Origin of the sequence: Flagellimonas sp. CMM7 (genome assembly GCF_021390195.1) — a bacterium.
Classification (GTDB): Bacteria; Bacteroidota; Bacteroidia; order Flavobacteriales; family Flavobacteriaceae; genus Flagellimonas.
Window position 1 is genome coordinate 1,343,069 of record NZ_CP090003.1, and the last position, 24,939, is coordinate 1,368,007.

A 24,939-nucleotide genomic window follows, 5' to 3' on the forward strand; every position below is an offset into this window, starting at 1 on the left:
GGGGTGATGACGAGCAATGATGTTGTTTCAAAAACCAGTTCAAGGTTTAATGAGTTGGTCGAGTTGAGGGAAAGCTTATCCAGTACGATGGGCCAGGAGCATAAGTGGATTTGTTTGGTCACGGGAAACTATCTATACAATGATGTGTCAAAGAAACGGTTCTTTGCTGCAAAAATTAACGATAAGATGGCCTTCAAATTGATTCGGATGGCTAGATTTAACAGCAATAATATAAGGCTTTGGGGGAATTCCCTATTCATAGGGATGACGATAGGATCGAATGATAACGAAACCACATATTTGTCCCATTTTGATTTCTCAAATATTGATTTGTCCCATACGCGATTTAAGGATTTTGATGGGCACATGATTGATTTTTCAGGCTGTAAATTTCAAGAAACAACTTTCGAAGAGTTCGATGTTCGATCTTGTGACTTTACAAATGCCATTTTTGATAATATCAAAATTGTGAATCGGGCATTGAACGTCGCTTCCATGTACAAGACGTTTTATTCCGGCATGAACATCCATAGCTCGAATCAACTCCATTTTTATAAACCATTTCCACGTCTTTTGTGCAAACTATTGGCGGAAGAAATTTCCGAAATGGATTCTACTGAATTCTCTGAAGCCATAGGGAAAGATGACACGCACACCTATTTCACCAATCTACGAGGATTGTGGCAATGGGTTTTTCAAAATAGGACGCTGACAAAGAAAACCTTTGAACAAAATTATCCGCCTAAATCTGAAGATAAAGAGATACAAAGTCAAATCTCATCTTTTATCGGTGATTTCTATGATGAGTATTCCAGGGGTAGTCAAAGGATTTCCTAAGTGTTTGAAGCTGCAGGAAGCTGGGAAGTTAATTGACAATGTGCAAAGTCATGCAATGTTAGCTTTAAGTACCTTTCTGACAATAATGGTCTGATTCTATTTGGCTCAGACACTCCATCTGGCCCAATTTATAGCAATCATAATTTGTTGCTTAACAAAGTAAGCCAGAAAAAGATTGAAAATTAGATTCTGCTTTTAAAATCTCTATAAATGGCCAATACTATCATTTTATATTATGTAAATAGGAGCCGTTTCGATATCATTTAGACCTAAAACGTTAGGAGATGATCAGAGATATCTGATTTTGTCATCGATAATCGCAGGTTTAATTGAACTCTCACTTATTTAAGAATAGATTTCACCTCTCCATGAATCTTTTCAAAATTAAACTTTAGCTCAGCTTGTGTCTTGGCATTAGGGGCAGGCAACTTCTGGGTTTTTTTGGGAAACTTAAACAGAACTTTTTTATCCTTTCCGTCAAAGAATATCACAAATTCCCCTTGTCGTAATCCGTAAAAAGCATCTGCCCTTGTCTTTGACACTTCCCTTTCACTCTGTGTAACTCGTGTATCAAAATTGAGATTATACCCTTTGTTCACGCTCTTCGACTGTTTTTTGACAATCTCAAAAAAACGCTCATAGTATTTAGCAGTGTCAGGGTCATTCGCCTTTCCGAAGAATTGGTAGGAGAGATTGCCCAATATAGCCTTGCTCGCCTTGTCCCCATAGAGCATATCGTTCTGGATCTTATCCTGTAGTACATAGACCGTTGCAATGTCATAGCTCCTCAATGTTGCTGGAATCCGGTGCATGTTCAAGAGCCGTATGGTGGAAGCCTCTTCGATGAGGAAGAATGAGGTCAAACGGTTCCGGTCGCTCATCTGTTTGGAAATGGTATGGATTATGGTCGCTATCACTGGAGATAGGGAGGTTTCCTTTTTCGGGTCGTTCACAATGGAGATGACGGAGGGGTTTTGGGGATTATTCACGTCCAAGGACACTTCATCCGCTGAAAGGGCCATGAATATTTTATGTGTACTGATCTTCTTGAAGGCATTGGCCAAGGTACTCTTCACGCCTGCCGTCTGTCTATCAGAATCCACCCCGCTGATAAAGGCATCCGCCATGGCCTTGGAGGTCAGGTCGGCACTAAGAAAGCGTACCAAATGCTCTGTGTCCAGATGTTGATACAGCGAGATCATATGGGGAATGGTACAATAGTCTTGGTAATTTGTTTTCAACCGCCAAATCAGTCCACTGATCAATCCCTCCGCAGCATCCTGAAAGAACTTTGATGTGCCACTGCTGCCACTTTCCTTGAGTTCGAGCAGGTTTTCCAGAAGGACACGGGAAATCTCATGGACACTTTCCTCGTCGGGCAAATACCTTGGAGCAATCGGATTGACCCGACTGTATATTGGGTCAAAGGAAACTATATGAAACTTCCGGTCGGTGCCCTTGAAGAGCGGGTAGGCCATTTCCGTGATCTCGAAGTTCTTGTAATCGTGCATTACCCCACAAAAAAGGTTGGCCGCAAAATGCTTAAAAAGATTGTATACGACACTCTCGGTCTTCCCGCTTCCTGCTGCCCCAATAATGGAGATGCCCCTTCGAATATTATCCAACACGACCTTGGACCCTTTGGTATGTAACACCAAGCGATATTTTTTGTCAATGGCATTGGCCTCTCTGCCTGGGATAAAGACATAATACAGGAGGTTCACAAATCCCCAGGGCAAAAACAAATAAAGCATGGCTCTCAAAAAAACACTGGTTTCCAATAGAAAGAAAAGAGCCGTCCCCATTCCAAGGACCAACACCCATGACGCTACAAACCCATTGCGGAGGTACTTGACCAAGAAGAAAGAAATCAAGCAACCAAATGGAAACAACAACAAAACAATATGTACTACTGTAATGGTCAACATGATTTCAGATTTCAATGGCCCCCGATCTGATGGCCCGTTCAACACCTTGTTTAAGTTTCATAATGACCTTATAGGCCAATTGCACCTTGTTGGTTGGAATGTTGGGGATATGAATCCCTCCTTTATGCAACAGTTTCAGGGCACTCTGTTTTTCATTGGAGGGCAATCCCATCAATAGGGCCATGAACTTTTTGGGGTTTTGTCGGTACAGCTTTTTGGTGTTGTATCGTTCCACATAATTCCGCTCATACGAAAACATGCGGTCAAAGGTCTTTTCAGCGGATTGGTAGAACCCGTCGCGATGGAACCCCTGTTTGACCTTTTTGCCGTTGAGGATGGTTTCCGATTCCTTGAACTTGGTCCCAGGGGAAAGACTGTAGGTATTGGTCACGTCCTTTCGGCTGACGATGATATGGATATGGGACTGTGTCCCTTCCTTTTTCATTCCCTCGACCACCATTTTGCCATTGACCTTGTACGGGGCTTCTTTAGTCAAGCGTTCGATTTCCTTTTGGATGGCACGGGGATTTATTTGGAGTTCCCCACGCTCCACTTTGGCAAGATCATTTTGGAGTTTGGCAATCTGTTTTCGGTAAGGTGTATTTTCCAATACCTTCTTTTCAAAGCCCCTAAAAGTACGTTCATGCTCAATCTTTGCATAGTACTTGATGTCATCAACCGTCACCTTTCTATCCCGATAAAAGGAAGCGGCATAATCCTTCATGATCTCTCGGGTATATCGTCTCAGCACCTCGGGATCATTGCCTATGTGTTTGAGTTCCTGTTGGCTTGGACTTACCACAATGGAGTAGAATTTGGACTCCCTTTTTTTTAGCTTGGCGGTATTACCGTCAATTTCCGATATGACCCTTTCCGGGGCAATGGCATTTTCATTCTGGTCAAAAAAGGTCTCTTGCCAGTCGGATTCCAAATCTTGGTTCTCCTTTTCCAGATAGGCTACATAATCGCGGACACTGCTGTTATAGGTCTCGAAACCCCTTCCGATTTTCTGTGCTGTGATGGTGATATACATAATCAAAGATTTTGAAGTGTTCTCTTATAGTTTTCCAGTTCCCCTTCGGTGATGTCCAACCGCAGATAGGGTTTTCCGAAGGAGGGTTTCATAAGAGTGGTGTTCTCCACCACGTATTGGCTTTCTCTTTTGAGCATTTCCATTTTGTCCATGAGCCGTTCGTGGCGGATCCTGGGGACGGTGATCTCTATTTGGGGTCCCGGTTTCGGTGGTCTTTGTTCCACCTTTGGCCTTTCATGCTTGACCTTTTGTTCGAGCAGGGCTTCCAAAATGGCATTCGTGGGCTTGGTCTGTGTAATCTCAATGTCACGGATAATGGCAATGGAGGCCTCTGTGCGTTTGATGGAAGTCTCGGTAAGTTTCCGGTTCTTGATAATCTCTTGGAGGAAGCTTTTGCCCAGCCCGTCCGAAGGTGTAAAGCCATGCCATTCAAAAAAGTCCATGACGGATTCAAGTGTGTCCGAATAGGATTTCGACATCTTCTTGGAAAACCCTTTGAACCTTTTTATGGTACCTATCCTTAACCTAATGGATTTGAAACCGTCCATTTTTCGTTTGTTTTTGATTGTTATTGTCACAACTTTTATCCCTGTTTATGGGATTTCCGAAAGGAATTGTCACAATTTGTCATTGGTGGCAACTTTTGGTGAATTCCCTTCAAAGCCAATATTCATGGGCTTTTGCGGAGCAAATCAGATATGTAGCACCGCCTTGGCGTGCTACCCTCTCGCTATTCCGTTTCCCCACGCAAGCGGGGAAAACTCCATACCAATCCCAAGGTATTGGCCTTGGGTTATCCTGTTGGAGAAACAATGGATTTTAAGAGTTTGGGAAGGAGGGTTTTAGGAAAAATGCAACGATACTGATGGATGGGATGGAAAATCTTTAAAAAGAAAAAGGGAACCAAAAATGGCTCCCCACGTTTTTGTCGGATAATGTCCGAATCAAATATTGAACACATAATCATACGTGTACAACATCTTTATGGCCTCTTCATCCATCAGTTTGTTATAGTCCCCACCATTTTTGTCACAGTGTGATCGGATGGAATCCTTATAAAGATGTTCCACATGTTCACGGGCCATCAGTAAAAGCTCATCCTGCATCTCTTGGGTAAGGTGTGAAAAATTCAAATGAATCATAATGTGGAATTTAAATCTGGCCGTTGTCCGCAAAACTGTAGTATTCCCCAGTAGGGGCAATGATGATATGATCCAATATCTTGACATCGAAAAGTTCCGCTGCCTTTTGGATCTTATCCGTGATCTGTCTGTCCTGATTACTGGCCTCCAATTTCCCGCTGGGGTGGCAGTGTGAAAGAATGACACCCACGGAAAGTGTTTTCAGTACTACGGCAAAAAGGATCCGTAGATCGACCAAAGTTGCCGTAATACCGCCCTGTGATATCTGATAAATGCCTTTGACCCTGTTACTGTTGTTCAACAAAACAATTTTAAAGGATTCATGTACCGCTATGGTATCTTTGTTCCATGTTTGGAACAAGAGTTCCGCTGCATCCTTGGAACATTTGATCTGTTTCCAAAAGGGAGCGGGAATTCGTTCTTTGTATCGTATGCTTATTTCGTTAACTTGTGTTCCCATTGTATTTTCTTTGAGGATCTATAATGAAAAAGAGGGCGGGACAATTTGGTGGCGTGCGCCCTCTTTGTGTTCATGGCTATCCGATCAAGCAGCTTTTTCTACTTTTCCATCCTTAGCCTTGGAAACGGTTTTTTGGTCTTTCCCATTTGTAGAGGCTTGTTCCCCATTTTGGGATTCCCTATTACTTTCCTTGGCTCCCAATAACAGAATCTCGGTGGCCACGATTTCGGTAACGTAGCATTTCACGTCCATTTCGTTGGTGTAGCTCCGTGAGATCAACCTGCCTTCGATGGCAATTTCCTTGCCCTTATGGGCATACTTTTCGATGACATCGGCTTTTTTGTCCCAGGCTACCACATTGTGCCATTGTGTAGACTGCACCTTTTCTCCTTTGGCGTTTCTGTAATACTCGTTGGTCGCCATGGAAAAGCGCGCCGTTTTGCTTCCACTTTCTAGAACGGTGACCTTAGGGTCGCCCCCTATGTTCCCGATCAATTGGACTTTGTTTCTCAATGTACTCATGATTAAAAAATTAAAGATTACTGTATAGTGAAGCCCTATCCGTCAGGGCATTGAAAACTGATTTACTTATTATATCCAGAGTGTTTTCCTTTTTGTTGTTTTTTAACTTTTGGAATGCTCCCGTTTTATTTTTTTCGTATGATTTCATCGTTATTGTTTTAAATGATTTACTTCCCATAGTGCCGTCATGTATCCTTTTTGTTGCTTATGGCGGTACAACATCCAAGCTTGTAAAGGGCGTATAAAAAGCTTGAGCGGCTTTATGCCGGCCACAAGAATGGATGTTGTTGTTTTGCTATCGAAAAAGGAGTCCAGACGGCTTGGAAAAGTGGATCAATAACGGAGAATCCGAAAAGAATGGGAGCATTACGAAAGAAATATTGAAAAGATTATTTATCTAAAGAAAAGAGAAACCATTCTAGTAGTATCATGCTCCGAAAGTGCTACACGTAATTTTTCTCCTTTGTCCAAATGAATCTTTGTAAAGACATATACAAAACTCACCGATTGTCCGTGATCAATTTTCTTCGGGGTGTTATGCTTGTAGATAGGTAACATCTCCAATTCCTGAAATGAAGCCTTCTGTCCCTTTTTACCACTGATCTTGAACAGCTCCAATTCCCCAAAATCAAAACGTGAACCTGAACTGTTGTTGACCTCAAATTGGATATATACTTCACTACGCATCGTGTACAAGTTCTTAACTGTCAAAGAAAGTCCTTGCCTTTTTTTCTTGATGTTCTTCCGTTCAGGAAGTTGCAACAATGCCTCACATGATTCATGAAGCTTTTCCCTGACCTTTTTAACACTAATGGAGGAATCCCGTACAGTTTCACTTGGAACCTCTTTTTGGGAAGTTCTCTCCATTCCCTGCCTTTCTGTCCCGATGCGTTCCTGTTCAGTGATGAACCGATTGGGGTATTCAAGATTCTTGGAATAGCTAATGATGTAGGAATAGATGCTGCCGTCATTGGTGATTACCAATAGATTACTGTCCTTTCCCGGAACGGCCTTCAACAATCCCAAGGGCTGTTGTTTTTCACGATTATAGGTAAAGACAAAATTGCTGTTCCCCACAATGCCCTGTTTGATTTGTGAAGGAAAGAAAAGGGCCATGTTCATATGCTCGTTGGCATAAATGGTATCCAATGATTTAGGGTTGTTGGCTTGGGCCGTTACCATCAGTAATAATCCCAAAGTGATAAATATGCTTTTCATAATGTTTCTTTGTTAAGGCCTCTTATGGGCTTCTTTCAATAGGATTTTATAGTTTTTGTTTATCGTTGCTTTGACTTTCCAGTTGGAACGTTTAAAGATGTTCTTCAGCCCCTTAACTTGGGGGACACCGGGCACATTGATGTCGTCCAAGGCGTCCTCCATCATCTCTTTGGAGGCCTCTGCCCTAAAAGTGTTCCTGATATAAAGCCCTTCGAGACCGTCCTGATAGTCATACGCTTTTAGTTTAATCGGGATATGGTCAATGTTTTCAACTTCCAGGACAACCCTGTTGGGCTGGAAGGCCACTAAACCAAACACAACGGTATTCTTTGGAATGGTCCTACCATCGATAACAACCTCTTTTAAGGTTCGGAATTCCAATCTATCATTGACCCTAATGGTCTGTTCCCTTTTCACTATGGCCAGAATGACCATATTGTCCACTTTTGAATTATCTGACAGGGAATTGGAGGCAAAGAAAAGTTGCTGTTCCAAGGCTATTTCTTGTAGTGTGGGTTTTGTGACCTCCTTTGATTTTGACACAATTTCTTGTTTGATTTTTCTCTTGGGAACGCTGGACTTCACCTCATTTTCCTCAGCAGGTTTGCGGTATGTCCCCTGGGTATAATCGATTCGCCCCAATCTGTAGATACTGTCCACAATTTGCGCTTTTTCCCTATCGATAAGGTCAGGGTCAAAGAGTCCCATTGAATCCAAAAACTTCTCATCATAGATACTGGGGGCATTGGTGGTCTTCACTTCCTTAAGGTCGTTGATGGCCTCCAACTTGGAGGCATATTCCTTTTGTGCCTCTTCCAATTGCGGTACCAAGGGCTGGTCCAGCTGTCTAGCATTATCACCCCCTTCGGTCAGGAAGACCATGGAATAGACCACCATAAAAACGATGACCAAACCGATGATGATTCCAAAAACGATTTTCTTTTTGTTCAATTTCATATTGTTGTTTTTTAACGTTGGTCATCGACCTTTCTCAATGAATTCTCGAAATAATTGCTGATCAACAACCCGTGGGCGTTGTTGGGAAAGTTCCGATCCACCTTGATAAGTTTCCCAGAAGTCTTTAGTTCATATACATCGGTCACAGTCCCACGGTAGATTTCAAAGACCACAACGGTCCTGAACGACCGTATTCCTTCTTGGAGGGTAAGCTCGGATTCCACGGAAAAGATCTTCTGCACCAATGAATATTGCAGGAGCCGATTGTAGACCCCATCGGCTTTTTTCTGCCGGTATACGTTGTCCACCGAACTGTCCCCGAGCCAAAGGGCCTTTTCAATGTTCCTTTCATAATTACTGGCATCGATACCATAGAAATAGTTGTGGAACAGTACCAAATGGGCCAGGGCCTCGATTTCAAGGTTTTCTTTTTGATCGGCCCATTTCAAGGGAATGACCGACCCGTCCGTTCCAATGGCAAACGCCCCTCCCTTGGTCTCTTGGTACATCCTGTACGATACCAGTGCTGAAATAATTATGGCAATGGACGATGCGGTGACCACAACCAGAACCACAACGCGGTTGGCCCTCAGTATCCCATCTATGTTTTTATACATTGTCTTCATATCATTTGAGTTTTATGGAGTGCCCTAGGCACCGAAAAGTTTGAGTGAAAAGGAGGTTGCCCTTCGGTAGAGTTTGAACTTCAAAAAGACGATGAACCCTATGGTGCCCAGTTCCACCAAGGGAGCAAAGACCGTACTGCCATAATCCGTCCCAAATAGGTTGATCCAAAAATCCGTGGTCAGTTCTGTATAAAGGGCATTGATGAAGATGTTCACCAAGAAAAAGGCGGGCACCAACATATACACGGCGGCATACAGCTTAAAAAAGGAATAGGCAAGATCCCTGAACTTCTCAAAGACCGCCAAACTGATGACCAAGGGAAAGAAGGCCCTCATGATGCCCAAAAGGAAGAACCGTTCCGCCAAAAAAAGCGGATAGATGAACAGGTCCAATAGCCACAGGAACACGCTGATGATAAAGGCCAAGATCCGCATTCCATAAAAGGGACTGACCAGGGCCTCGTACAAGAGGGCCAATCCTTTGCTCGCGGCATCCAGAAGACCAGCATCCTCCTCAATTGAAATATCCTGCAACTGCAATGGTACAAGGTCTGGGGCAGTATTGCGATATTGGGTCTCTATGCCCACCAAAATGTTGTCGAAGACCTCCAAGATCTGATCCGAGAATATGACCAAGATGACCACGGCAAAGTTCTTGGCCAGTTCCGATGGGGTCAATCCCCAGGTATGACCATCCCGTTCGGCCACTCCCTCATTGTACTTTTTCATGATGTTGATCAAGAAAAAGAGAATGGCCAGGGCCTTCATTCCCACAATTGTGTACTGGGAAAAATCACTTCCGGTGATGGTATCGTACACCGCATCCACATATTCCAAACCGATGCTCAATGCAAAACCTACCATAATCAATAATTTGTTTTACGGTTATTGATTACAGCCTGCATTTCCCGAAAGGAAATGATGTCCCTGTACCTTTTGGTCCTACGCTCAATCTCGCCCACCATTTCCTTAGAGCGCATTTCCTTTTCCTTGAGCACGATGGCCCTTTCCGCATCGGTCATTTTCAAAAAGTCACTGGAAAGGATCTGTTCCACAAATTCCAGATCTTCCAATGAACTCTCGATAATGGCATTGAAGGATTCCGAAATGCGTCCCACCTCTTCTGGACGGATGTGCGGTGAGTCTAGGATCTGCCTGAGGTCGTTGCGTACCATATCAAATAGGCGTTTGTTGTTGCGTGTGAGTTCTTGTACGGCCTTTAAGTGTTTGATGACATCGCTGACCTTTTCGATGCGCTCTTTTTGTTCCCGCAAAAATTCCACGGTCTTCAAGAGTTCTGCGGTCTGTTTGGCCGATTCAATGATCTGTTTGCCCAAGGTGATGAAATTAGTGTTATCATACACGGGCATCCCTTGGCAGGCAGCGCCTGAAGGTATTAAAACAGTGAAGGTCAGGGCAATGCCCAATGTTCTCATTCTACTTTTCATGATGTTCTTGTTTTTTGATGAATAAACTTTTTGATGGCCGTTTCCATACAGCCTGTTTCTTTATAGAATTCCATAATGGCCTTGTTGTCGGGGCCATCTGTCAGGTATGCGGCATAGACCTCTGGCGGGACCTCCAGCCTGAAAATGTTGCTTTCCTTTCCGATCTTTATGAAGATTTCCGTGTACTTCTGCCTTGCGGAAAGATTGTTCTTGATGGAGCTGAGTTGGTTCAGGTCATGGGAGGAAAGATGGAGCCTTTCCTTTAGTGCACCATATCCCTTTTCGTTTCTAAGGCTGTATATGACCTGGGTGTTTTCCAAGATACTGGCCGATGTGGAATTTATGGGCAACTGGTTTATGGACTGCAGGATGATGCCTATGGCCCCTTCCTGTTTACGTATGGCCTGATAATAAAATTCCACGCTCTCCAGTACATTGTCGAACTTGAGCTGTTTGGCGAACTCATCGAAAAGGATGATGCCACGTTCGTCCCTGTTCTTCCAGATGGTACGCTGAACGGCCGTTTTTATGAGCTTGAGCATTACGGAGAGGATCTCCTTGTTGTCCTTGACCTCGTCCAGCTCGAAAACGATCAACCTCTTGTCCTCCAGACGATAGGACCGGTCCTTGCTCGAGGCAAAAAGAAAACTATAGATACCGCTCCCGACATATTCGGAAAGAATGTGCAGGAACCTTTTGATATTGAAATACCCGGGGTGGATCTGCAATCGGGAGAGCAGTTCCTTTCCGTATTTGCCAACAAATCGGTAGAAACCGTCAAGTGAATGCAAGGAACCGGTTTTTTCCCCGTAATAGAGATGTAATATTTTCTTCAGTGCCACCGATGCCTCTTTTGATGGTTTAGTTCCCATTCCCATGAGCTCAAAGAGAAATATGGAAAGGTCCTCCAAATGTTCCGGGGTAACATCATCGGCATGGGTTACGTAAAAGGGATTTATACCAAGGCTCTTTCCATTTTCATATCGCAGCACCGTATAGTGTTCGGGGTAAAGGCTGGCGAACTTGGTATAGGAACCGCCCAGGTCAATAATGACCAGCCGGACACCCTGTTCGAAAAATTGCCTCAAAATGTTGTTGGCCAAAAAGGACTTACCCTCGCCTGTCGGAGCAAAAACGGCAAAGTTCCGTGCCTTGATGCGCCTTTTTTGTTCGTCCCAGACATCCTTTAGCACTGGAATGTTGAATTCCCTGTCGTTGAATACAATCCCCTTTCTGTCCGTTCTGTAATTGGTTGTGTTGATTAATAAGCAAAGGGCATGTTTCAGGTCGGTCACATAAAGATCTTCGTTGGAATAATTGGAGGCAAAACATGGAAAACTGTTCAGGATATAATTTTTGCGCTCCCTTCCACAAGGATAATACGGTACAACATCCAGTTCCTTGAACTCTGCCTTTATCCTTGTAGTGGTATTCTCCAGTGCTCGCTTTTCACCATCCCAATGGATTACATTAAGGTGTCCCCGAACAATTCTTGAACTGTCATCGTTGTTGATCTGGTCAAGGATATGCCCTATCTTTTTGAGAACGACCTTGTTCTGAGTGCCAAAATTGGAGCTCTTATTCAATTCCTCGACTTTCTTCTCTAATTGCTTTCTCCATTGGTGCTTGTCATCCAAATAAATAATCTGGTTCACCACATGGTTTTCTTTTAGGGAAAGCCCCAGGTCATCCATGAACCCCTGATGGAACGTAAAATCATCCGAGGTGAAATGCTCATTGACCTTACTGGTCTGTACGCTATCCCCAAAGCAGGACTCACTGTTGATGGCAAGTACATCAAAATGGTTGTTCCCAATGGTCACATTGGCGCCATCCAAAACGATGTCGGTATCGCAATTGGAACTGTAACCATTGAACTGTTCTTTGGTCAAGGACATAATTTCGTCAGGCCTCATAGGTCCCAACCGGATTTTTGTTCCATTGTTGATATAGTTCACTGAATCGGTCACCGAGGCCAAAAAACGTTTTACAGTATCATCCAGTTCCTCGTGCAATCCTTTGGGTGTCTTCTTAAAAGGGTTGACATACTTGGGATTGTTCAGTCCCTTTTTCTTGGGACACGTAAAGAACATATAGCTTCGGTGGTCCAGATATTCCCTGCCCCGGAAATAATCATGGGTCGCTTTGGACAAAAATGTACTATTGGACAGATATTCTGAAGTGAAGGATGATTTAAGGTAAATATCCTGTTTATGGACCACGGTACCAATAGGGAGGGATTTAAAAGTCTGGAACCAATTGCTGTGCAAATCCTCAAAATCCTTTTCGGAAAGGGAATGGATCTCAGGGAGCAGAACCTTGTAACAGGCCAGCACATTGCCGTTATTGGCAAAGATGATATTATCCTGAATGTCCAAAATGGGATGATGGGATGCGATGTTAATTTTCGACATGGCTCAATAGATTGTCGTGTTTATTGCTGATACAGTCTGGAAAGACTTTGTTGAAGTCCAAAAGATTCTTGTTTGATGCTATCTTGGTCAGGCCTACATACCAACATAGGTTCCATCCCATGGCCAGAATGATGACCATAAGATTAAAGGAAAATATGATGATCAGCAGGGATGCCAGGATGGAGAGTGTCAAAAGGGCAAAGAGGGACATGGGAAGCCCCCATATCCTCGCCCCTTTGCGGATGTCCTTATATATCTTGTACTTTCTCATTGGTGATGGAATAGACATCATAAGATTAGACTACAATTCCAATGAGATAGGTAAAGATGCCAACAACGGCCCCTGCAATGAGCACGAACACCAATACCCGAGTGATGCCTTTTTTGAGATCTGCGTTCTCACCAAAAAAGTGGCCCGCATTGAAGAGAAAGCCAACTAAAAAGATGACTCCCAAAAGCAGGGGAAAAATGGTTCGGATGGTATCCGAGATGTCGTTGACCGAATCCTCGATGCCGCCGATCTGTGCAAAAGCGGGGATACCCGTAAGGAGCATTGCCCAAATGAATACAGCTGTTTTTTTCATGATTTTTCGTTTTACGGCTGATTGAGCCTATTGATGAATAAACTTTTTCGAAAAGTATCGGGAACCCGTGGAAAGGATGGAAATACCCTAAAAATTAACGGACAAGAGCGTTAAATTTTGAGGAATCACAACTGTTTTATGGAAACCGTTAAAGATTGCACAATGAATCTTTAAATCTGAAATGATATGGAACAAACAAAGGCCATATTCCTGTTGTGTCTGTTTTCAGTTTTTATCACAGTATATGGACAGAAAAAACAAATCATCATTGTGGACCCAGGACATGGAGGAACTGATAATGGGGCAGTTGGGATAAATGGACTTAGGGAAAAAGACCTGACCTTAAAGATTGCACAGGCCATTGTGCATTATAACAGGATATTGTTGGACAAGCGATACGACATTTACTTGACCCGATACGGGGACACTTTGATTTCATTGGGACATCGCACAAAACTGGCAAAGATTCTAGATCCCAAAATCTTTGTCTCCCTGCATTGCAACCATGCAAATAACCCCAAGGCATCTGGACTTGAAGTTTATGTATTCAATGGATCGATCCCAAAGCAGAGTCTGACCATGGCAAAAGTTATGGATGGGTACCTTCAGGAACAATTAGGGTATCGAAGCCGAGGGGTGAAGCGGGCCAACTTTCAGGTACTTCGGGACAACAGAGAGGTATGCCCGGCCCTGTTGTTGGAACTTGGTTTTTTGTCCAATACGGATGAGGCAGTCCACTTGGAAGAGAAAGGCAAAATCAAGGCGTTGGGATTGGCCATATTAATGGGAATCAAAACTATAATGGAATGAAAATGTTACTTATAAGCTTATATAATGTGCTCAAAAAAATAGTCGTTGAGGTAAGCAAGGAATTATTTGATGTTCTCAGGAGACTGTTCAGGATTTGAAACCGATTCGCTTTCTATCGCGCTGTTCTTTCTCCTTTATATCCTTATTCAATAAATAATTGAGAGCATCAAAAACATCCTTGAACTGTCTATCATATTTTTTCTCCAGTTCCCTAAGTCGGATACTGAGTTCCTTATGGGACAGAGCATATTTTCTTAGGAATACAAAAGCTCGAATTATCTGAATGTTGACTTCAATTGCCTTGGGAGTATTCAGGACACTGGATAGCATGGCCACACCCTGTTCGTTAAAAGCAAAGGGCAGGTACTTGCTGTGCATACCACGCCCAGAAGATTTTAAGGTCGCAAATTGCGTCCTTAGAACCACATACTCCTCTCTGGTGAGTTCAAACATAAAATCTTTTGGAAAACGATCTATGTTTCGACGAACAGCTTCCTTCAGCCGTTTGGTTTCGGTACCATAAAGTTTAGCAAGGTCAAAATCCAAGAGTACCTGTTGGCCTTGGATTTCATATATCATCTGTGGAATTTTCAATGGTTCCATGCCCAATCATATATTTAATTGGCACCATAACAGGGGATGCTCACTAGCTGCATGTTTTTCATTATTAATGCTGCCAAAAATGTTCCACTGGGGTTGCTGTTTGTGCCACATTCCTTTTCTAATTAACCCCCAATTTTCAACAGTATTAAAGAGGCCACCTGACAACATGAGATAATCCCGTTGCTTGATGTTGACACCCATTTTGTATGCCCCTAATCTAAAATAATCGGCATCTTTCCCTCTATCCAGATCACCCAAAAAATTGGGATGTTTAGTTATGTCCTTCAAATAGGTGTCATTGATGATTGGTGCAATTGCACTACTATAGCATGGGGCATTCAATGTGCCCAAAAAGACTGAATGAGAGGATATATCTTTTTGTCTTCCAGAAAAGCGTTTTGAAATATACTCCGATTGCATTTTTTGGCGATTACAAAAAACCTCCGAATCATCATCGTTATTGGTAAAATGTGTGCAATGAACGTCCAGATTAAGGCCAGAACTGGTTCTGAACCTATATTCCTGTAGATCCACATCAAATAAGGGATTATTCTTTTCATCAGAATCGTTCACATGGGTCTTTATCGACTCAAGATCAAATCCTTCTTTCGCCAATACTCCGATACCTCGACCATAGGGGTCATTGGTTCCCAAAAAAACAATTTCCTTGTAGAGAGAACCATTTTTGGGGGATAGGAAATGTCGATTGAACTCGACCAGTGAAATCCTATCCTCCACTTCCAATAGCACAAGAATATCAGGGTCAACCTCCGCTATGACCTTGGCCTTGTTCATAATGGCCAATTCATCGATTGGCATGGAGTCAATTTTTGCCCACCCTTCCCAATCGGTCAAATGTGATGACTTTGGCATTTCCCTGTCCAAGCCTTTTCTGAGCGTTAACTGACCTATGGTATTCTTGATGGTAAAATAAGGTATTTGTTCTTCTTTATCGAACCCCAAAAAATGGGAAAGTATCCGCATCCTGTCATAATCCCTTTGGGTGCGTCCCGGCTGGATTAAAAGAGTTTCAAATTCTTCCACCCATTGGTCCTTGTTTTTAGCGTTACAACGCTCTACCAAACGAATATGACGTTGGAAGATGTTCTGTATGTTGAAGAGGGCCATTTTCATGACTCGTCCTTAAGAAAAAAGTTCTTATTGTCCATAAGGATCTTATGGATTTCCTCTTCATCATAATAAATGATTCCTCCCAATTTGGAAAAAGGGATGGTTTCATTGATCCTAAAATTTTGAAGGGTTCCGGGGCTTATTCCCAACTTGTTCATGACAGCATTGGACTTGATCCAACGATCCAAAGTGATACGGTCATTTTTTAATAATATTTCCTTGATTTCATCTAAGAGGGATTCTTTGAACCCTTCTAAGTCTTCCTGTGTTAAAATATTTGCTGGCATCTTAACTTGTTTATAATCAGAACCAAAAGTGTATTGTTTGATTCAATAATATTCACAAGGGTTATCCCAAGTTGGGTGAAATTTTAACATTTGGACTACTTTTATCGGATTTTTTGTGGGATAACTGATATTATTGGGGTTGTAATTTCCTTATCTACTATATTTAGAGCTTATATTGCTAGCATGTTTCGCACTACTTTTCCAAACTTTAGGCAATTGGACAAAATGGACTGTGGTCCAACATGTTTACAGATTATTTCCAAACATTATGGAAAGGAAGCTTCGCTTGAAGATCTTAGGAAATCCTCCTATATTGATCGGGAAGGTGTTTCCTTGGCGGGAATTAAAGAAGCGGGGGAAAGCATAGGGTTGGAAACCTTCCCTGTACTAATAACATGGGAAGATTTGCTCAAAAAAGCTCCTTTGCCATGTATTGTACATTGGGAAGGAAACCATTTCTTCGTTGTATATCGTGTAACCACTACCAAAGTATACATTTCGGATCCAGCTAAAGGAAAATATACTTTAAGTGTGGATGAATTCAAAAAAGGGTGGCTTTCAGAGGTGAACAAGGGAGTTGCTATGCTTTTGGAACCAACGGACACCTTCCGAAAAGGTAAGTTGCAGGGTAGCGGTGACAGAAACAATCTTTTAAAAACTCTTAAGTACCTTTTCGATTACAAGAAATTGCTATGGCAATTGTCTCTAGGGTTATTATTATCATCCATCGTTCAATTGGCCTTGCCGTTCTTTACGCAAAGTATTGTAGATTATGGAATAGAGAATCAAGATATAGGATTTATACAAGTCATTCTTATTGGACAGATTTTCTTCGTGTTGTCCAAAGGTGCGGTGGAAATACTCAGGGATTGGATTCTGTTGCATATCTCTATGAGGGTCAATATCCGTATGATGAATGATTATCTTTCGAGATTAATTCAACTTCCAATTTCCTTTTTTACTGGAAGGGGAATCGGGGATTTGGTAAGGCGGATCAATGATAATGAAAGGGTTGAAGAATTCTTCACGAATGGTTCCCTGACATTTTTGTTCGATATTTTTAATATTATTCTTTTTGGGTTTGTACTTGCTTATTACAACTTAAACATATTTTTGGTGTTTCTCATTGGCTCTGGAGTCTATTTACTGTGGTCATTGGCATTCATGAAGAAAAAAGCCTTATTGGACACCGCCTATTTTGGAACGAGTGCAAAGAGCCAATCCAAGATTCTTCAGATAATTTACAACATTGAGGATATTAAGGTCAATGGTTCGGAAGACAGGCGTAAAAAGGAATGGTACCAGACTCAACTTGATCTTTTCAATGTTACTTCTGAAAACCTAAGAATCCATCAATTGCAAACCAACGGTGGTCAGATTATCAACGAATTAAAAAATATTGCAATTATCTTCCTTTCCGCATATGCAGTCATCGAAGGAGTCTTTAGTCTTGGTGTTATGCTAGCCATACAATTCATAATTGGCCAGCTCAATGTTCCTTTAAGTAAGATGATTGATTTCCTATTAGATTATCAAAAAGCTGAATTGGCCGTGAAACGTCTTTTTGAAGTATGGAAAGAGGAACCTGAGGGGCATAAATTGGATGGAGCTACCAAGGCTTTTCACCATGACATAACACTTAGAGATATTTCTTTTAGATATGGGCCTCCAGGAACCAAGGAAGCATTATCCAATATTTCCATGGAAATCCCTAAGGGAAAAGTCACAGCTATAGTAGGACATAGTGGATCGGGGAAATCTACCTTGCTCAAGCTTTTGTTACAATTCTACCCTCCAACCAAAGGAAAAATTGAAGTAGGAAAAATATCATTATCCTCAATAGCGCCCAAAGATTGGAGAGAAGTTTGCGGAGTAGTACTTCAGGAAGGGCAACTTTTTGATGATACAATAGAAAGGAACATTACTGAATCTCAATCAAAGGTACCATTGGATGTAGAACGATATGAACAAGCCATAGATTTCGCTATGTTAAAGGATTTTATAGACGATTTACCTCATAGGTCCAAAACTAAAATTGGAGAAAATGGGATAAAATTAAGTGGAGGAGAAAAACAAAGAATATTAATGGCCAGGGCCATTTATAAAGACCCAAAATATTTCCTTTTGGATGAGGCCACCAGCTCTTTAGACTCCATCAATGAAAAAGGGATTCTTAAGAATTTGGAATCCTTCTATAAAAATAGGACTGTGGTTATTGTGGCTCATAGGCTTTCAACTATTCGTAATGCAGATAATATCATTGTATTGGAAAATGGAAATGTCGTAGAACAAGGAACACATAAGAAGCTTTTGAAAAACAAAAGTACCTACTGGAGATTGGTACAGAATCAAATGGACTCTATTGAAGATGGACGATAAGGTTATTTTTTCTGAGAACTTTTTGAACCGCCCTCCTAATTGGATGATGAGGAAAGGAAACATGATTCTTTTTCTTTTTTTCACATTACTCGTTGTCTTTGCGTTCTTTTTAAAATATAATGAGGTAATCCATGCAGAGATATTGGTTACTTGTGAAAACCCTCCTGTTGCCCTCTACAGCAAAAAGGGAGGAAAGCTGGTTTATGTGAACTTTAAATCTGGTCAAGAAGTCAAGCAGGATGAGATTCTTTCGGTTGTTGAGAACCCTTCAAAATGGGAGGATGTCTTCCATCTTAAGGAGCAGTTGAACGACATAGACACCAATATGGTTCGCACATTGGACAAACTCTATCAAAAATTCCCAAGTGACTTAGAATTGGAAGTAAACATTCACATGTCTTATCAAAAATACTTAAGAGCATTTCAAAGTTATTTGCTCCACTTGAATCTAGATCAAGAGGAACATGAGAATGAAAACTTAAGTTTGAGGATAGGAAGATTAAAGAGACAAATAAAGATAAAGCAGGTTCAGTTAAACACTTCTAGGAGAAATTATGCACTGGCAAAACAAAGTAATGGTAGGCAGCAAGAGCTTTTAAAAAAAGGGGTGATATCTCAACAGCAACTGGATGCAAACGAACAGGAAATGTTATCCGCACAAAATGATGTCAATAGAATCAAGGAAGAGATTGAAGCGCTGTATGTTGATACACTCAGTCTGAATGACCAAAGTCTAAAATCATTGAACAGGAACATTGTCAATTCATCCTCTAACTTTTCAGAGCTTCAATTGGCGAAACAAGAATTAAAGGGGAAAATTGATGCATGGGAAAATAACTATGCCCTGAAAAGTCCAATTTCTGGATCAGTTACTGTTTTCGATGTTTGGAACAATCATCAGCATGTTCCTACTGGAGAGCACGTACTCACTGTAGTTCCAGACAAAAAGAACAAGCTTGTTGGCAAATGTAAAGTTCCTATTAGAAATTCTGCGAAAATCCATAAGGACCAGGAGGTTGTTATAAAACTTGACAATTATCCCTATCATGAGTGGGGCCTTATTAAAGGTAGAGTCGTGAATATATCCGAAACACCAAAAAAAGGAGATGAAGTTTATTATTCTGTTTATGTGAAGATTCCTAATTTAACTACCACATACAATAAGGAAATCGAGTTCAAACAGGAAATGATGGGAACCGCAAAAATAGTGTTGCAAGAAACCTCATTATTGGAAAGGGTTTTCTATCAATTTAGAGGACTTTGGTCAGACATAAATTATTAAACTAAAATGTGAAAGAGAATATATTTTTATATCGAGTTTTGTTTTTTTTATTTCTGTTTTATACTGCAACAGCTTGTTCACAGGAATTATCCAAAGACCAAATATTTCAGCTTCCGTTTGATTCCATTATCAAATTGGAAGATGACTTGGACTATGGAAGCAATTATTCAAAGAAGGTTTTTGACACACATATATTAAAGGCAAAATATTTAAATGATACCAACCAGCTTGCCGAAGCTTATAGGAAAAGGGTCTGGGGAGAGAACTTTAATATTGCGGTTCAGTATATAGATTCCTCAATAGCAATTTCCGAAAGAGTTAGTCAAAGTGACTTCATAACAAGAGTACGCTATACCAAAGGAGGGCTTTTGTATGAAGCAGATATTCCTGAAGAGGCCGTAAAAGAATTTGTTAAAGCCTATGAATCAGCAAAAGAAATTGAAGATTATGAGCGAATTGTTGATTGCTTTAATGCTATTGCGGTCATCAAAGGAGAATACGGGCATCAGGAAAGGGCGATTTCATTGCTCAGACAATCAATACAATACTTAAAAAAACATCGACAAAAAATTGAGAATTATGATTTAACCCAACTAATAACTTTGGATAATATCGCCCGGTGCTACTTACAAATCAAGCAAATTGATTCATCACGAACCTACACCAAAAAAGGGATTGATTTGTCATTAAAGATGAAAGATTTTGATACATATCAATCTTTGAGGGCCTTAAATGCTCAAATAAATTACTATGATGGAAATTATCTCAAAGCAAGGGATACTTTAATCAAGTACACCAAAGGTTCGGGAGATTTGTCCGAGGCTGATAGACTTTATTATTTAGGAATGGTTGAGGAAAAGCTGGGCAAGCATATTAAGAAAAGAATGCATTTTAAGAGAATAGACACTCTTCTAAAGAGAAATGATTATCCTCTTATGGACAATGTCAAAGAAATATTCCAATTCCTTCTAAAAGACGCAATCTCTAAAGATGAAAAAGTTTTCGTTGAAACTTACGCGAATAGGTTAGTATACTATGATAGTATGTTGACAGAAGCGGAAAAAAATATAAGGAGTATTTTATGGACAGAGTTTGACTTACCTGAACAAGAGGAAACTAAACAAAATCTATCGAATGAAATTGACAAAAAAGAAAATACAATCAAAGTATTTTTTTTCCTTTCTACAGCATTGATTGTTTTATTTATTCTTTATTATATCAAATACAACTCAACGCAAAAGAAGCTGAAATTTGTAATGAATGAAGACATTTTGCCTGTCAAAAATAACCCTAAAAAGGAAGAGGTCATCAAAATGGATATCGACACCGATGTAGTGTTGCATACACTTGAAGCTTTAGACAAATGGGAAAAAAACCTTGGTTTTCTCAACCAGGGCTCAAATCAGAATACATTAGCAAGAGAACTAAATACTAATACAACATATTTATCTAAAATTATTAATGCTTACAAAGGGCAAAGCTTTTCCAATTATCTTAAGGACCTTCGAGTTACTTATGCGATTAATTCTCTGAAAGAAAATCCAAAAGTCATTGAAAGCCACTCCACAATACAAATAGCTGAAATGTTCGGGTTTAACTCGTTGGATGTGTTTGCTAGGTCACTTAAAGCCAAAATTGGCCTTACACCAGCGGTTTTCATTAAGCAGATAAAAAGAAGCAATTTATAAAATGAGCGTTATATTTTACAAAACAAGTATAAATATTAGCTAGCTTGGGTCATCAAAATTAAAGTTTAACCATAAATTATTGATTGAAATGAAAAATGCACGAGATTTATTCAAGAAAAAAGAATTGAAGCAAATTCACAAAATTAAAGGCGGTGATGGTGGAGGAACTATCGAAAAAGGTAAAGTAAAAAAGTACAATAAGTAAATTAACTTATAGGTTTTATACTAAAAATCCCTATGTTCGGGTAGGGATTTTTAGTATGTCATTAAGTATGAAAAGAAAAGTGTTGTTTATTGGACTTATGGTTTCTATTCTTTTTGGATGCAAACAGAATGAAACTCGATTTTTCAATTACCCCAAACTGGCAAATGAAAGGGTTGTTGAAAAACATTATGGGATTTCATATGCTAATGAATATTCTAACCTTGAAAAAAAGAATGATTCCAACATAGTTAAATGGTTCAAGGACCAAGATTTAATAGCCGAAGAGTACTTTAATAGAAACCCAAATTATAAAAAACTTTATTCCCGCTATGATTCTTTGGAAAACAAAGAAACAGACCCAGCAAGAAAAATCAAGTACGATGAATCAGGATTAACATTTTATTTATCCAAGACTAATGAAGGAGAAATCTTGTTATTTGTAAAGAACAGAGAAGCGTCTCCCCAATTATTATATGACCCCAAAAACTACAAAGATGGAACCTATATCATAGAATACTATAAACCATCATATGATGGAAAATATGTGGCCATCTCTATGGGGAAAGATGGAAATTTCTTTAATGAAACCATTCTCTTGGATTGTGAATCTAAAAGATTAATTGGGAAGCCAATTGTAAATACTAAACCTTTAAAAGCAGGAGGTATTGTTTGGACACCTGACAGTAAATGCATTTCATTTATCGCTTATCCTAATTATAGGAAAAACCAAAATGATCGGAATAGCTATACCGCGCTCTATTGTTTGGACAATCCTGATAAATCTCCAAAAACCATCTTCAAAGATGGAGAAAACGGTATTGTCTTGAACCAAGAATATTATCCTGTTCCTATGTTCCGCTCAAGTGAGAGCAGCTACATGTTCATATATACTGGCAATGCTTCAGACTTTTGGGATTGCTATTACATAACTGTCCAAGATTTTTATAACGGCAATTATAATTGGAAGAAACTATACTCTAGCGAGGATAATATATTTCATGACTGGGGTACAGAAAGGAATGGTCAGTACTTTTACAAGAGATTGAATGAGAGCAATATCGAATTATGCGTAGTGGATTTAAATAATCCTGATTTCAAAAACCCCAAGGTATTATTTTCGGGGAAAGGAGACAGTCAGTTAAGCGGCTTTGAAGTCACTCGAAATCAAATATACTATACAGTGACTACTAATGGAATAGAAACCTCCCTATATAAATACAAGGAGAGCTCCAAAGATGTTCTAATTAAGCTACCTATTTCAGCAGGGGAAATTACCTTTCAATATCGATCCCCTTACTCTGATGATTTATGGGTAAAAATATATGGATGGACCTCGAATCCTAAAGATTATTATTTAGACCCTAACACGGGTGAATTCAAGTTTGTTGAATTGGGAATGTGGCCCAATTATCCTGAATTTGAAAATATAATTAGTGAAGTTGTTGAAGTCGAATCCCATGATGGAACAAAGATTCCAATGAGCATTGTCAGAAGAAAAGACCATAAAAGGGATGCTACCTCAATGGGAATTATTACTGCATATGGAGCTTATGGTATATCCGAAACACCATGGTTTCATTCCCCAATAGCAGATTTTGTAAGCCAAGGTAATATTTATGTCTCTGCACATGTGCGGGGCGGTGGGGAAAAGGGGCCGAAATGGCATGACGGTGGTATGAAATCAACCAAAGAAAATTCATGGAAAGATTTGATTGCCTGCAGCGAATATTTAATAAAAAGTAATTATATCCACCCAAAGAGACTTGGACTCACGGTAAATAGTGCGGGTGGCATAACAGGTGGCATGGCTGTCAATGAGCGACCTGATTTGTTTGGAGTATTCACGGGATTTGTTCCAATTTTAAATGTTATAAGAACTGAATACCTTGATGATTTTGATGATTCTGATACCGCTTTTGAATTTGGCACTATAAAAGAAGAGAAAAGCTATAAGGATTTACTTAAAATGGATCCTGTTGTCAATCTATCCGATCAGAAAAACTACCCTAGTACATTAATGATTATTGGATTTAATGATTATTTGATTCCACCATCTGGCCCAGGGAAATATATTTCCTTATTGCAATCATTTAATCAAAATAATGATAAACCCTATTTATTGGATGTAAAATTTGACGCAGAGCATGAAATAGATTGGCTCAATGATTATGCTAGAATGTTATTCTTTACAATGACTGAATTAAAGAACCGAAACTAGGCATTGCCTTGCTCCATTTTATTGTACATTATATAAGAGAGTTCATCTAGAAATTTTATTTTATCCTTCTTTCTTGAACATATTTCAATATAGGTACGATAAAAATCTCCTAAACTAAAATTGAAAATTTTTTCAAAAGCATTTGCAATTTGTTTAATATCAGCCTTCCCATTATTTATAGCGCCAGAATGGTGTAGGGCATAAACTAATTCCGTCAATGACACCTTACTTGAGGTCCAGTGTAAGTTGCTGGTTTTATCGATTTTGCCATAACTCCTCAACCTATTTTGGAGGTATATTGACATACGTTGAAGCGCACTTATTTTGGCCAAAAGATAATCATGTGAAGTGTTAAAAATTGGGTCAAGAATATAATATGGTTTAGCAATACCGCAATAGAAATTAGAATATTTTCTAGTAAAGAATTGTTTGTCGAAATGAGTCTGCTTTAACCTAGTATATCTTATGAAATCCGAATGAGTTAGAAATAAATCGCTTATATCTTCGGTTTTCTTCTTGATATATTTCTTTTGCGTTTTAAGTTTATTCATAGGAAAGCTTGCTTCAAAATCTAGTACTTGTGAATAATAGATAAGATTTGTTAGCGGAGTCTGTTTAACAAACTTAAAAAAATGAATTTCATCATTTTCATTTTGGAAACCTTGATTAGCCACTTTGGCCCTCAACCCCAGTAGATGAGTTTTACATGCAAGAATAATTTCCTTGCAAACTTCAAGGATATTGTTGTTTCGGGATTCAATTTCCTTGATTTGACTTTCCAAGTCATTGATGTGCATTTTTCTCTCCATATCCTAAATGGTTGGACATAAGAAAGCTTGATTCTCTTTGGGTATCTGAGTATTAAGAAATAATCCCAAGTAATTTTTCAGGATTTTACTCAAATCAAATATGAGGAAAATGAAAATTAAATAAAAACTTGATTATCAGTGATTTATAAATTACACTGATTTTCAATAGTTATTTAAGAATGTGATTTGATTCACCGTAGGCTTCAATCAGTTGTATCAAATTATACTAATGAGAGATAAAAAAATAGGCAATTTATAAATCACAGCTTTAATTTATAAATCACATTATTATTCAATTTTTTTTTTAAATCAATCAATTGCAAATTCGCACAAAACTTACTGATCTAAACTGAAAATA

General features: G+C 39.8%; 25 protein-coding genes. 6 read left to right on the forward strand and 19 right to left on the reverse strand.

Annotated elements, in window-relative coordinates:
- The first annotated feature begins 6 nt into the window (after positions 1 to 6).
- Positions 7 to 837: a pentapeptide repeat-containing protein gene (locus LV704_RS06120; RefSeq protein ID WP_233782156.1), complete on the forward strand. Its 831-nt coding sequence runs from the start codon at positions 7 to 9 to the stop codon at positions 835 to 837.
- A 341-nt stretch (positions 838 to 1,178) separates the two neighbouring features.
- Here LV704_RS06120 and LV704_RS06125 read toward each other — a convergent pair whose 3' ends face one another.
- The 15 genes from LV704_RS06125 to LV704_RS06195 all read right to left on the reverse strand — a co-directional run bounded on the left by LV704_RS06125 (position 1,179) and on the right by LV704_RS06195 (position 13,169).
- Complete coding sequence (locus LV704_RS06125) at positions 1,179 to 2,765, reverse strand: type IV secretory system conjugative DNA transfer family protein (RefSeq protein WP_370636068.1); 1,587 nt, start codon at positions 2,763 to 2,765, stop codon at positions 1,179 to 1,181.
- A gap of 4 nt (positions 2,766 to 2,769) precedes the next feature.
- On the reverse strand, positions 2,770 to 3,798 hold the full coding sequence (mobB, locus tag LV704_RS06130) for a MobB family relaxase (RefSeq protein WP_163421231.1): 1,029 nt from the start codon (positions 3,796 to 3,798) through the stop codon (positions 2,770 to 2,772).
- A gap of 2 nt (positions 3,799 to 3,800) precedes the next feature.
- Complete coding sequence (locus LV704_RS06135; protein WP_163421230.1) at positions 3,801 to 4,346, reverse strand: BfmA/BtgA family mobilization protein; 546 nt, start codon at positions 4,344 to 4,346, stop codon at positions 3,801 to 3,803.
- Between the two features lie 396 nt (positions 4,347 to 4,742).
- Complete coding sequence (locus LV704_RS06140; protein ID WP_163421229.1) at positions 4,743 to 4,940, reverse strand: hypothetical protein; 198 nt, start codon at positions 4,938 to 4,940, stop codon at positions 4,743 to 4,745.
- A 10-nt stretch (positions 4,941 to 4,950) separates the two neighbouring features.
- Positions 4,951 to 5,400, reverse strand: coding sequence for a JAB domain-containing protein (locus LV704_RS06145; protein ID WP_163421228.1), 450 nt, complete (start codon positions 5,398 to 5,400; stop codon positions 4,951 to 4,953).
- An 84-nt stretch (positions 5,401 to 5,484) separates the two neighbouring features.
- Positions 5,485 to 5,922, reverse strand: a complete 438-nt coding sequence (locus tag LV704_RS06150; RefSeq protein WP_163421227.1) for a single-stranded DNA-binding protein — start codon at positions 5,920 to 5,922, stop codon at positions 5,485 to 5,487.
- Positions 5,923 to 5,932: 10 nt separating this feature from the next.
- On the reverse strand, positions 5,933 to 6,070 hold the full coding sequence (locus LV704_RS06155) for a hypothetical protein (protein WP_163421226.1): 138 nt from the start codon (positions 6,068 to 6,070) through the stop codon (positions 5,933 to 5,935).
- A 245-nt stretch (positions 6,071 to 6,315) separates the two neighbouring features.
- The gene (locus LV704_RS06160) at positions 6,316 to 7,140 is read right to left on the reverse strand and encodes a DUF4138 domain-containing protein (RefSeq protein WP_163421225.1); all 825 of its coding nucleotides are present in this window, start codon (positions 7,138 to 7,140) and stop codon (positions 6,316 to 6,318) included.
- A gap of 12 nt (positions 7,141 to 7,152) precedes the next feature.
- Positions 7,153 to 8,097, reverse strand: a complete 945-nt coding sequence (traM, locus tag LV704_RS06165) for a conjugative transposon protein TraM (protein WP_163421224.1) — start codon at positions 8,095 to 8,097, stop codon at positions 7,153 to 7,155.
- An 11-nt stretch (positions 8,098 to 8,108) separates the two neighbouring features.
- The gene (locus LV704_RS06170) at positions 8,109 to 8,723 is read right to left on the reverse strand and encodes a conjugal transfer protein TraK (protein ID WP_163421223.1); all 615 of its coding nucleotides are present in this window, start codon (positions 8,721 to 8,723) and stop codon (positions 8,109 to 8,111) included.
- 24 nt (positions 8,724 to 8,747) lie between these two features.
- On the reverse strand, positions 8,748 to 9,587 hold the full coding sequence (locus tag LV704_RS06175; RefSeq protein ID WP_163421222.1) for a hypothetical protein: 840 nt from the start codon (positions 9,585 to 9,587) through the stop codon (positions 8,748 to 8,750).
- Positions 9,588 to 9,589: 2 nt separating this feature from the next.
- Positions 9,590 to 10,171 carry a conjugal transfer protein gene (locus LV704_RS06180; RefSeq protein ID WP_163421221.1) on the reverse strand — a complete coding sequence of 194 codons (582 nt, stop codon included), beginning with the start codon at positions 10,169 to 10,171 and terminating at the stop codon, positions 9,590 to 9,592.
- Positions 10,168 to 12,585, reverse strand: coding sequence for a TraG family conjugative transposon ATPase (locus tag LV704_RS06185; RefSeq protein WP_163421220.1), 2,418 nt, complete (start codon positions 12,583 to 12,585; stop codon positions 10,168 to 10,170). Before LV704_RS06185 ends, LV704_RS06180 begins: the two co-directional genes overlap by 4 nt.
- Positions 12,572 to 12,856 (reverse strand): hypothetical protein, encoded by a 285-nt coding sequence (locus tag LV704_RS06190; RefSeq protein ID WP_163421219.1) that lies wholly within the window; start codon positions 12,854 to 12,856, stop codon positions 12,572 to 12,574. Before LV704_RS06190 ends, LV704_RS06185 begins: the two co-directional genes overlap by 14 nt.
- A gap of 25 nt (positions 12,857 to 12,881) precedes the next feature.
- The gene (locus LV704_RS06195; protein ID WP_163421218.1) at positions 12,882 to 13,169 is read right to left on the reverse strand and encodes a hypothetical protein; all 288 of its coding nucleotides are present in this window, start codon (positions 13,167 to 13,169) and stop codon (positions 12,882 to 12,884) included.
- Positions 13,170 to 13,355: 186 nt separating this feature from the next.
- On the opposite strand from LV704_RS06195, the gene LV704_RS06200 reads away from it, so the two are divergent.
- A complete protein-coding gene (locus tag LV704_RS06200) occupies positions 13,356 to 13,979 on the forward strand; it encodes an N-acetylmuramoyl-L-alanine amidase (RefSeq protein WP_163421217.1) in 624 nt (207 codons plus the stop codon).
- A gap of 87 nt (positions 13,980 to 14,066) precedes the next feature.
- Here the strand turns inward: LV704_RS06200 and LV704_RS06205 are convergent, their stop codons facing one another.
- From LV704_RS06205 to LV704_RS06215, 3 genes are read right to left on the reverse strand one after another with little or no spacing between them, the layout of a single operon-like run.
- The gene (locus LV704_RS06205) at positions 14,067 to 14,582 is read right to left on the reverse strand and encodes an ORF6N domain-containing protein (RefSeq protein ID WP_163421216.1); all 516 of its coding nucleotides are present in this window, start codon (positions 14,580 to 14,582) and stop codon (positions 14,067 to 14,069) included.
- Positions 14,583 to 14,588: 6 nt separating this feature from the next.
- A complete protein-coding gene (locus LV704_RS06210) occupies positions 14,589 to 15,716 on the reverse strand; it encodes a hypothetical protein (protein ID WP_163421215.1) in 1,128 nt (375 codons plus the stop codon).
- Positions 15,713 to 16,000 carry a helix-turn-helix domain-containing protein gene (locus tag LV704_RS06215; RefSeq protein WP_163421214.1) on the reverse strand — a complete coding sequence of 96 codons (288 nt, stop codon included), beginning with the start codon at positions 15,998 to 16,000 and terminating at the stop codon, positions 15,713 to 15,715. The genes LV704_RS06210 and LV704_RS06215 overlap by 4 nt, the downstream gene beginning before the upstream one ends.
- A 183-nt stretch (positions 16,001 to 16,183) precedes the next feature.
- Between LV704_RS06215 and LV704_RS06220 the strand changes: the two genes are divergently transcribed.
- The 4 genes from LV704_RS06220 (at position 16,184) to LV704_RS06235 (ending at position 23,772) form a co-directional block, all read left to right on the forward strand.
- Entirely contained in the window at positions 16,184 to 18,379 is a 2,196-nt protein-coding gene (locus tag LV704_RS06220) for a peptidase domain-containing ABC transporter (protein WP_163421213.1), read from the forward strand.
- Positions 18,369 to 19,661: an HlyD family secretion protein gene (locus LV704_RS06225; RefSeq protein ID WP_163421212.1), complete on the forward strand. Its 1,293-nt coding sequence runs from the start codon at positions 18,369 to 18,371 to the stop codon at positions 19,659 to 19,661. The genes LV704_RS06220 and LV704_RS06225 overlap by 11 nt, the downstream gene beginning before the upstream one ends.
- A gap of 368 nt (positions 19,662 to 20,029) precedes the next feature.
- Positions 20,030 to 21,349, forward strand: coding sequence for an AraC family transcriptional regulator (locus tag LV704_RS06230; RefSeq protein WP_163421211.1), 1,320 nt, complete (start codon positions 20,030 to 20,032; stop codon positions 21,347 to 21,349).
- Between the two features lie 272 nt (positions 21,350 to 21,621).
- Positions 21,622 to 23,772, forward strand: a complete 2,151-nt coding sequence (locus LV704_RS06235) for a prolyl oligopeptidase family serine peptidase (RefSeq protein ID WP_163421210.1) — start codon at positions 21,622 to 21,624, stop codon at positions 23,770 to 23,772.
- Here LV704_RS06235 and LV704_RS06240 read toward each other — a convergent pair.
- Positions 23,769 to 24,581: an RteC domain-containing protein gene (locus LV704_RS06240; protein ID WP_163421209.1), complete on the reverse strand. Its 813-nt coding sequence runs from the start codon at positions 24,579 to 24,581 to the stop codon at positions 23,769 to 23,771. The genes LV704_RS06235 and LV704_RS06240 overlap by 4 nt on opposite strands.
- Positions 24,582 to 24,939 lie beyond the last annotated feature (358 nt).

Coding starts and splice junctions, on each gene's coding strand:
- LV704_RS06175 (WP_163421222.1), bottom strand. CDS start 9,587: ATGGTAGGTTTTGCATTGAGCATCGGTTTGGAATATGTGGATGCGGTG.
- LV704_RS06235 (WP_163421210.1), top strand. CDS start 21,622: ATGAAAAGAAAAGTGTTGTTTATTGGACTTATGGTTTCTATTCTTTTT.
- LV704_RS06200 (WP_163421217.1), top strand. CDS start 13,356: ATGGAACAAACAAAGGCCATATTCCTGTTGTGTCTGTTTTCAGTTTTT.
- LV704_RS06190 (WP_163421219.1), bottom strand. CDS start 12,856: ATGAGAAAGTACAAGATATATAAGGACATCCGCAAAGGGGCGAGGATA.
- LV704_RS06220 (WP_163421213.1), top strand. CDS start 16,184: ATGTTTCGCACTACTTTTCCAAACTTTAGGCAATTGGACAAAATGGAC.
- LV704_RS06170 (WP_163421223.1), bottom strand. CDS start 8,723: ATGAAGACAATGTATAAAAACATAGATGGGATACTGAGGGCCAACCGC.
- LV704_RS06185 (WP_163421220.1), bottom strand. CDS start 12,585: ATGTCGAAAATTAACATCGCATCCCATCATCCCATTTTGGACATTCAG.
- LV704_RS06225 (WP_163421212.1), top strand. CDS start 18,369: ATGGACGATAAGGTTATTTTTTCTGAGAACTTTTTGAACCGCCCTCCT.
- LV704_RS06195 (WP_163421218.1), bottom strand. CDS start 13,169: ATGAAAAAAACAGCTGTATTCATTTGGGCAATGCTCCTTACGGGTATC.
- LV704_RS06120 (WP_233782156.1), top strand. CDS start 7: ATGACGAGCAATGATGTTGTTTCAAAAACCAGTTCAAGGTTTAATGAG.
- LV704_RS06215 (WP_163421214.1), bottom strand. CDS start 16,000: ATGCCAGCAAATATTTTAACACAGGAAGACTTAGAAGGGTTCAAAGAA.
- LV704_RS06160 (WP_163421225.1), bottom strand. CDS start 7,140: ATGAAAAGCATATTTATCACTTTGGGATTATTACTGATGGTAACGGCC.
- LV704_RS06140 (WP_163421229.1), bottom strand. CDS start 4,940: ATGATTCATTTGAATTTTTCACACCTTACCCAAGAGATGCAGGATGAG.
- LV704_RS06205 (WP_163421216.1), bottom strand. CDS start 14,582: ATGGAACCATTGAAAATTCCACAGATGATATATGAAATCCAAGGCCAA.
- LV704_RS06155 (WP_163421226.1), bottom strand. CDS start 6,070: ATGAAATCATACGAAAAAAATAAAACGGGAGCATTCCAAAAGTTAAAA.
- LV704_RS06180 (WP_163421221.1), bottom strand. CDS start 10,171: ATGAAAAGTAGAATGAGAACATTGGGCATTGCCCTGACCTTCACTGTT.
- LV704_RS06145 (WP_163421228.1), bottom strand. CDS start 5,400: ATGGGAACACAAGTTAACGAAATAAGCATACGATACAAAGAACGAATT.
- LV704_RS06150 (WP_163421227.1), bottom strand. CDS start 5,922: ATGAGTACATTGAGAAACAAAGTCCAATTGATCGGGAACATAGGGGGC.
- LV704_RS06210 (WP_163421215.1), bottom strand. CDS start 15,716: ATGAAAATGGCCCTCTTCAACATACAGAACATCTTCCAACGTCATATT.
- traM (WP_163421224.1), bottom strand. CDS start 8,097: ATGAAATTGAACAAAAAGAAAATCGTTTTTGGAATCATCATCGGTTTG.
- LV704_RS06240 (WP_163421209.1), bottom strand. CDS start 24,581: ATGGAGAGAAAAATGCACATCAATGACTTGGAAAGTCAAATCAAGGAA.
- LV704_RS06125 (WP_370636068.1), bottom strand. CDS start 2,765: ATGTTGACCATTACAGTAGTACATATTGTTTTGTTGTTGTTTCCATTT.
- mobB (WP_163421231.1), bottom strand. CDS start 3,798: ATGTATATCACCATCACAGCACAGAAAATCGGAAGGGGTTTCGAGACC.
- LV704_RS06135 (WP_163421230.1), bottom strand. CDS start 4,346: ATGGACGGTTTCAAATCCATTAGGTTAAGGATAGGTACCATAAAAAGG.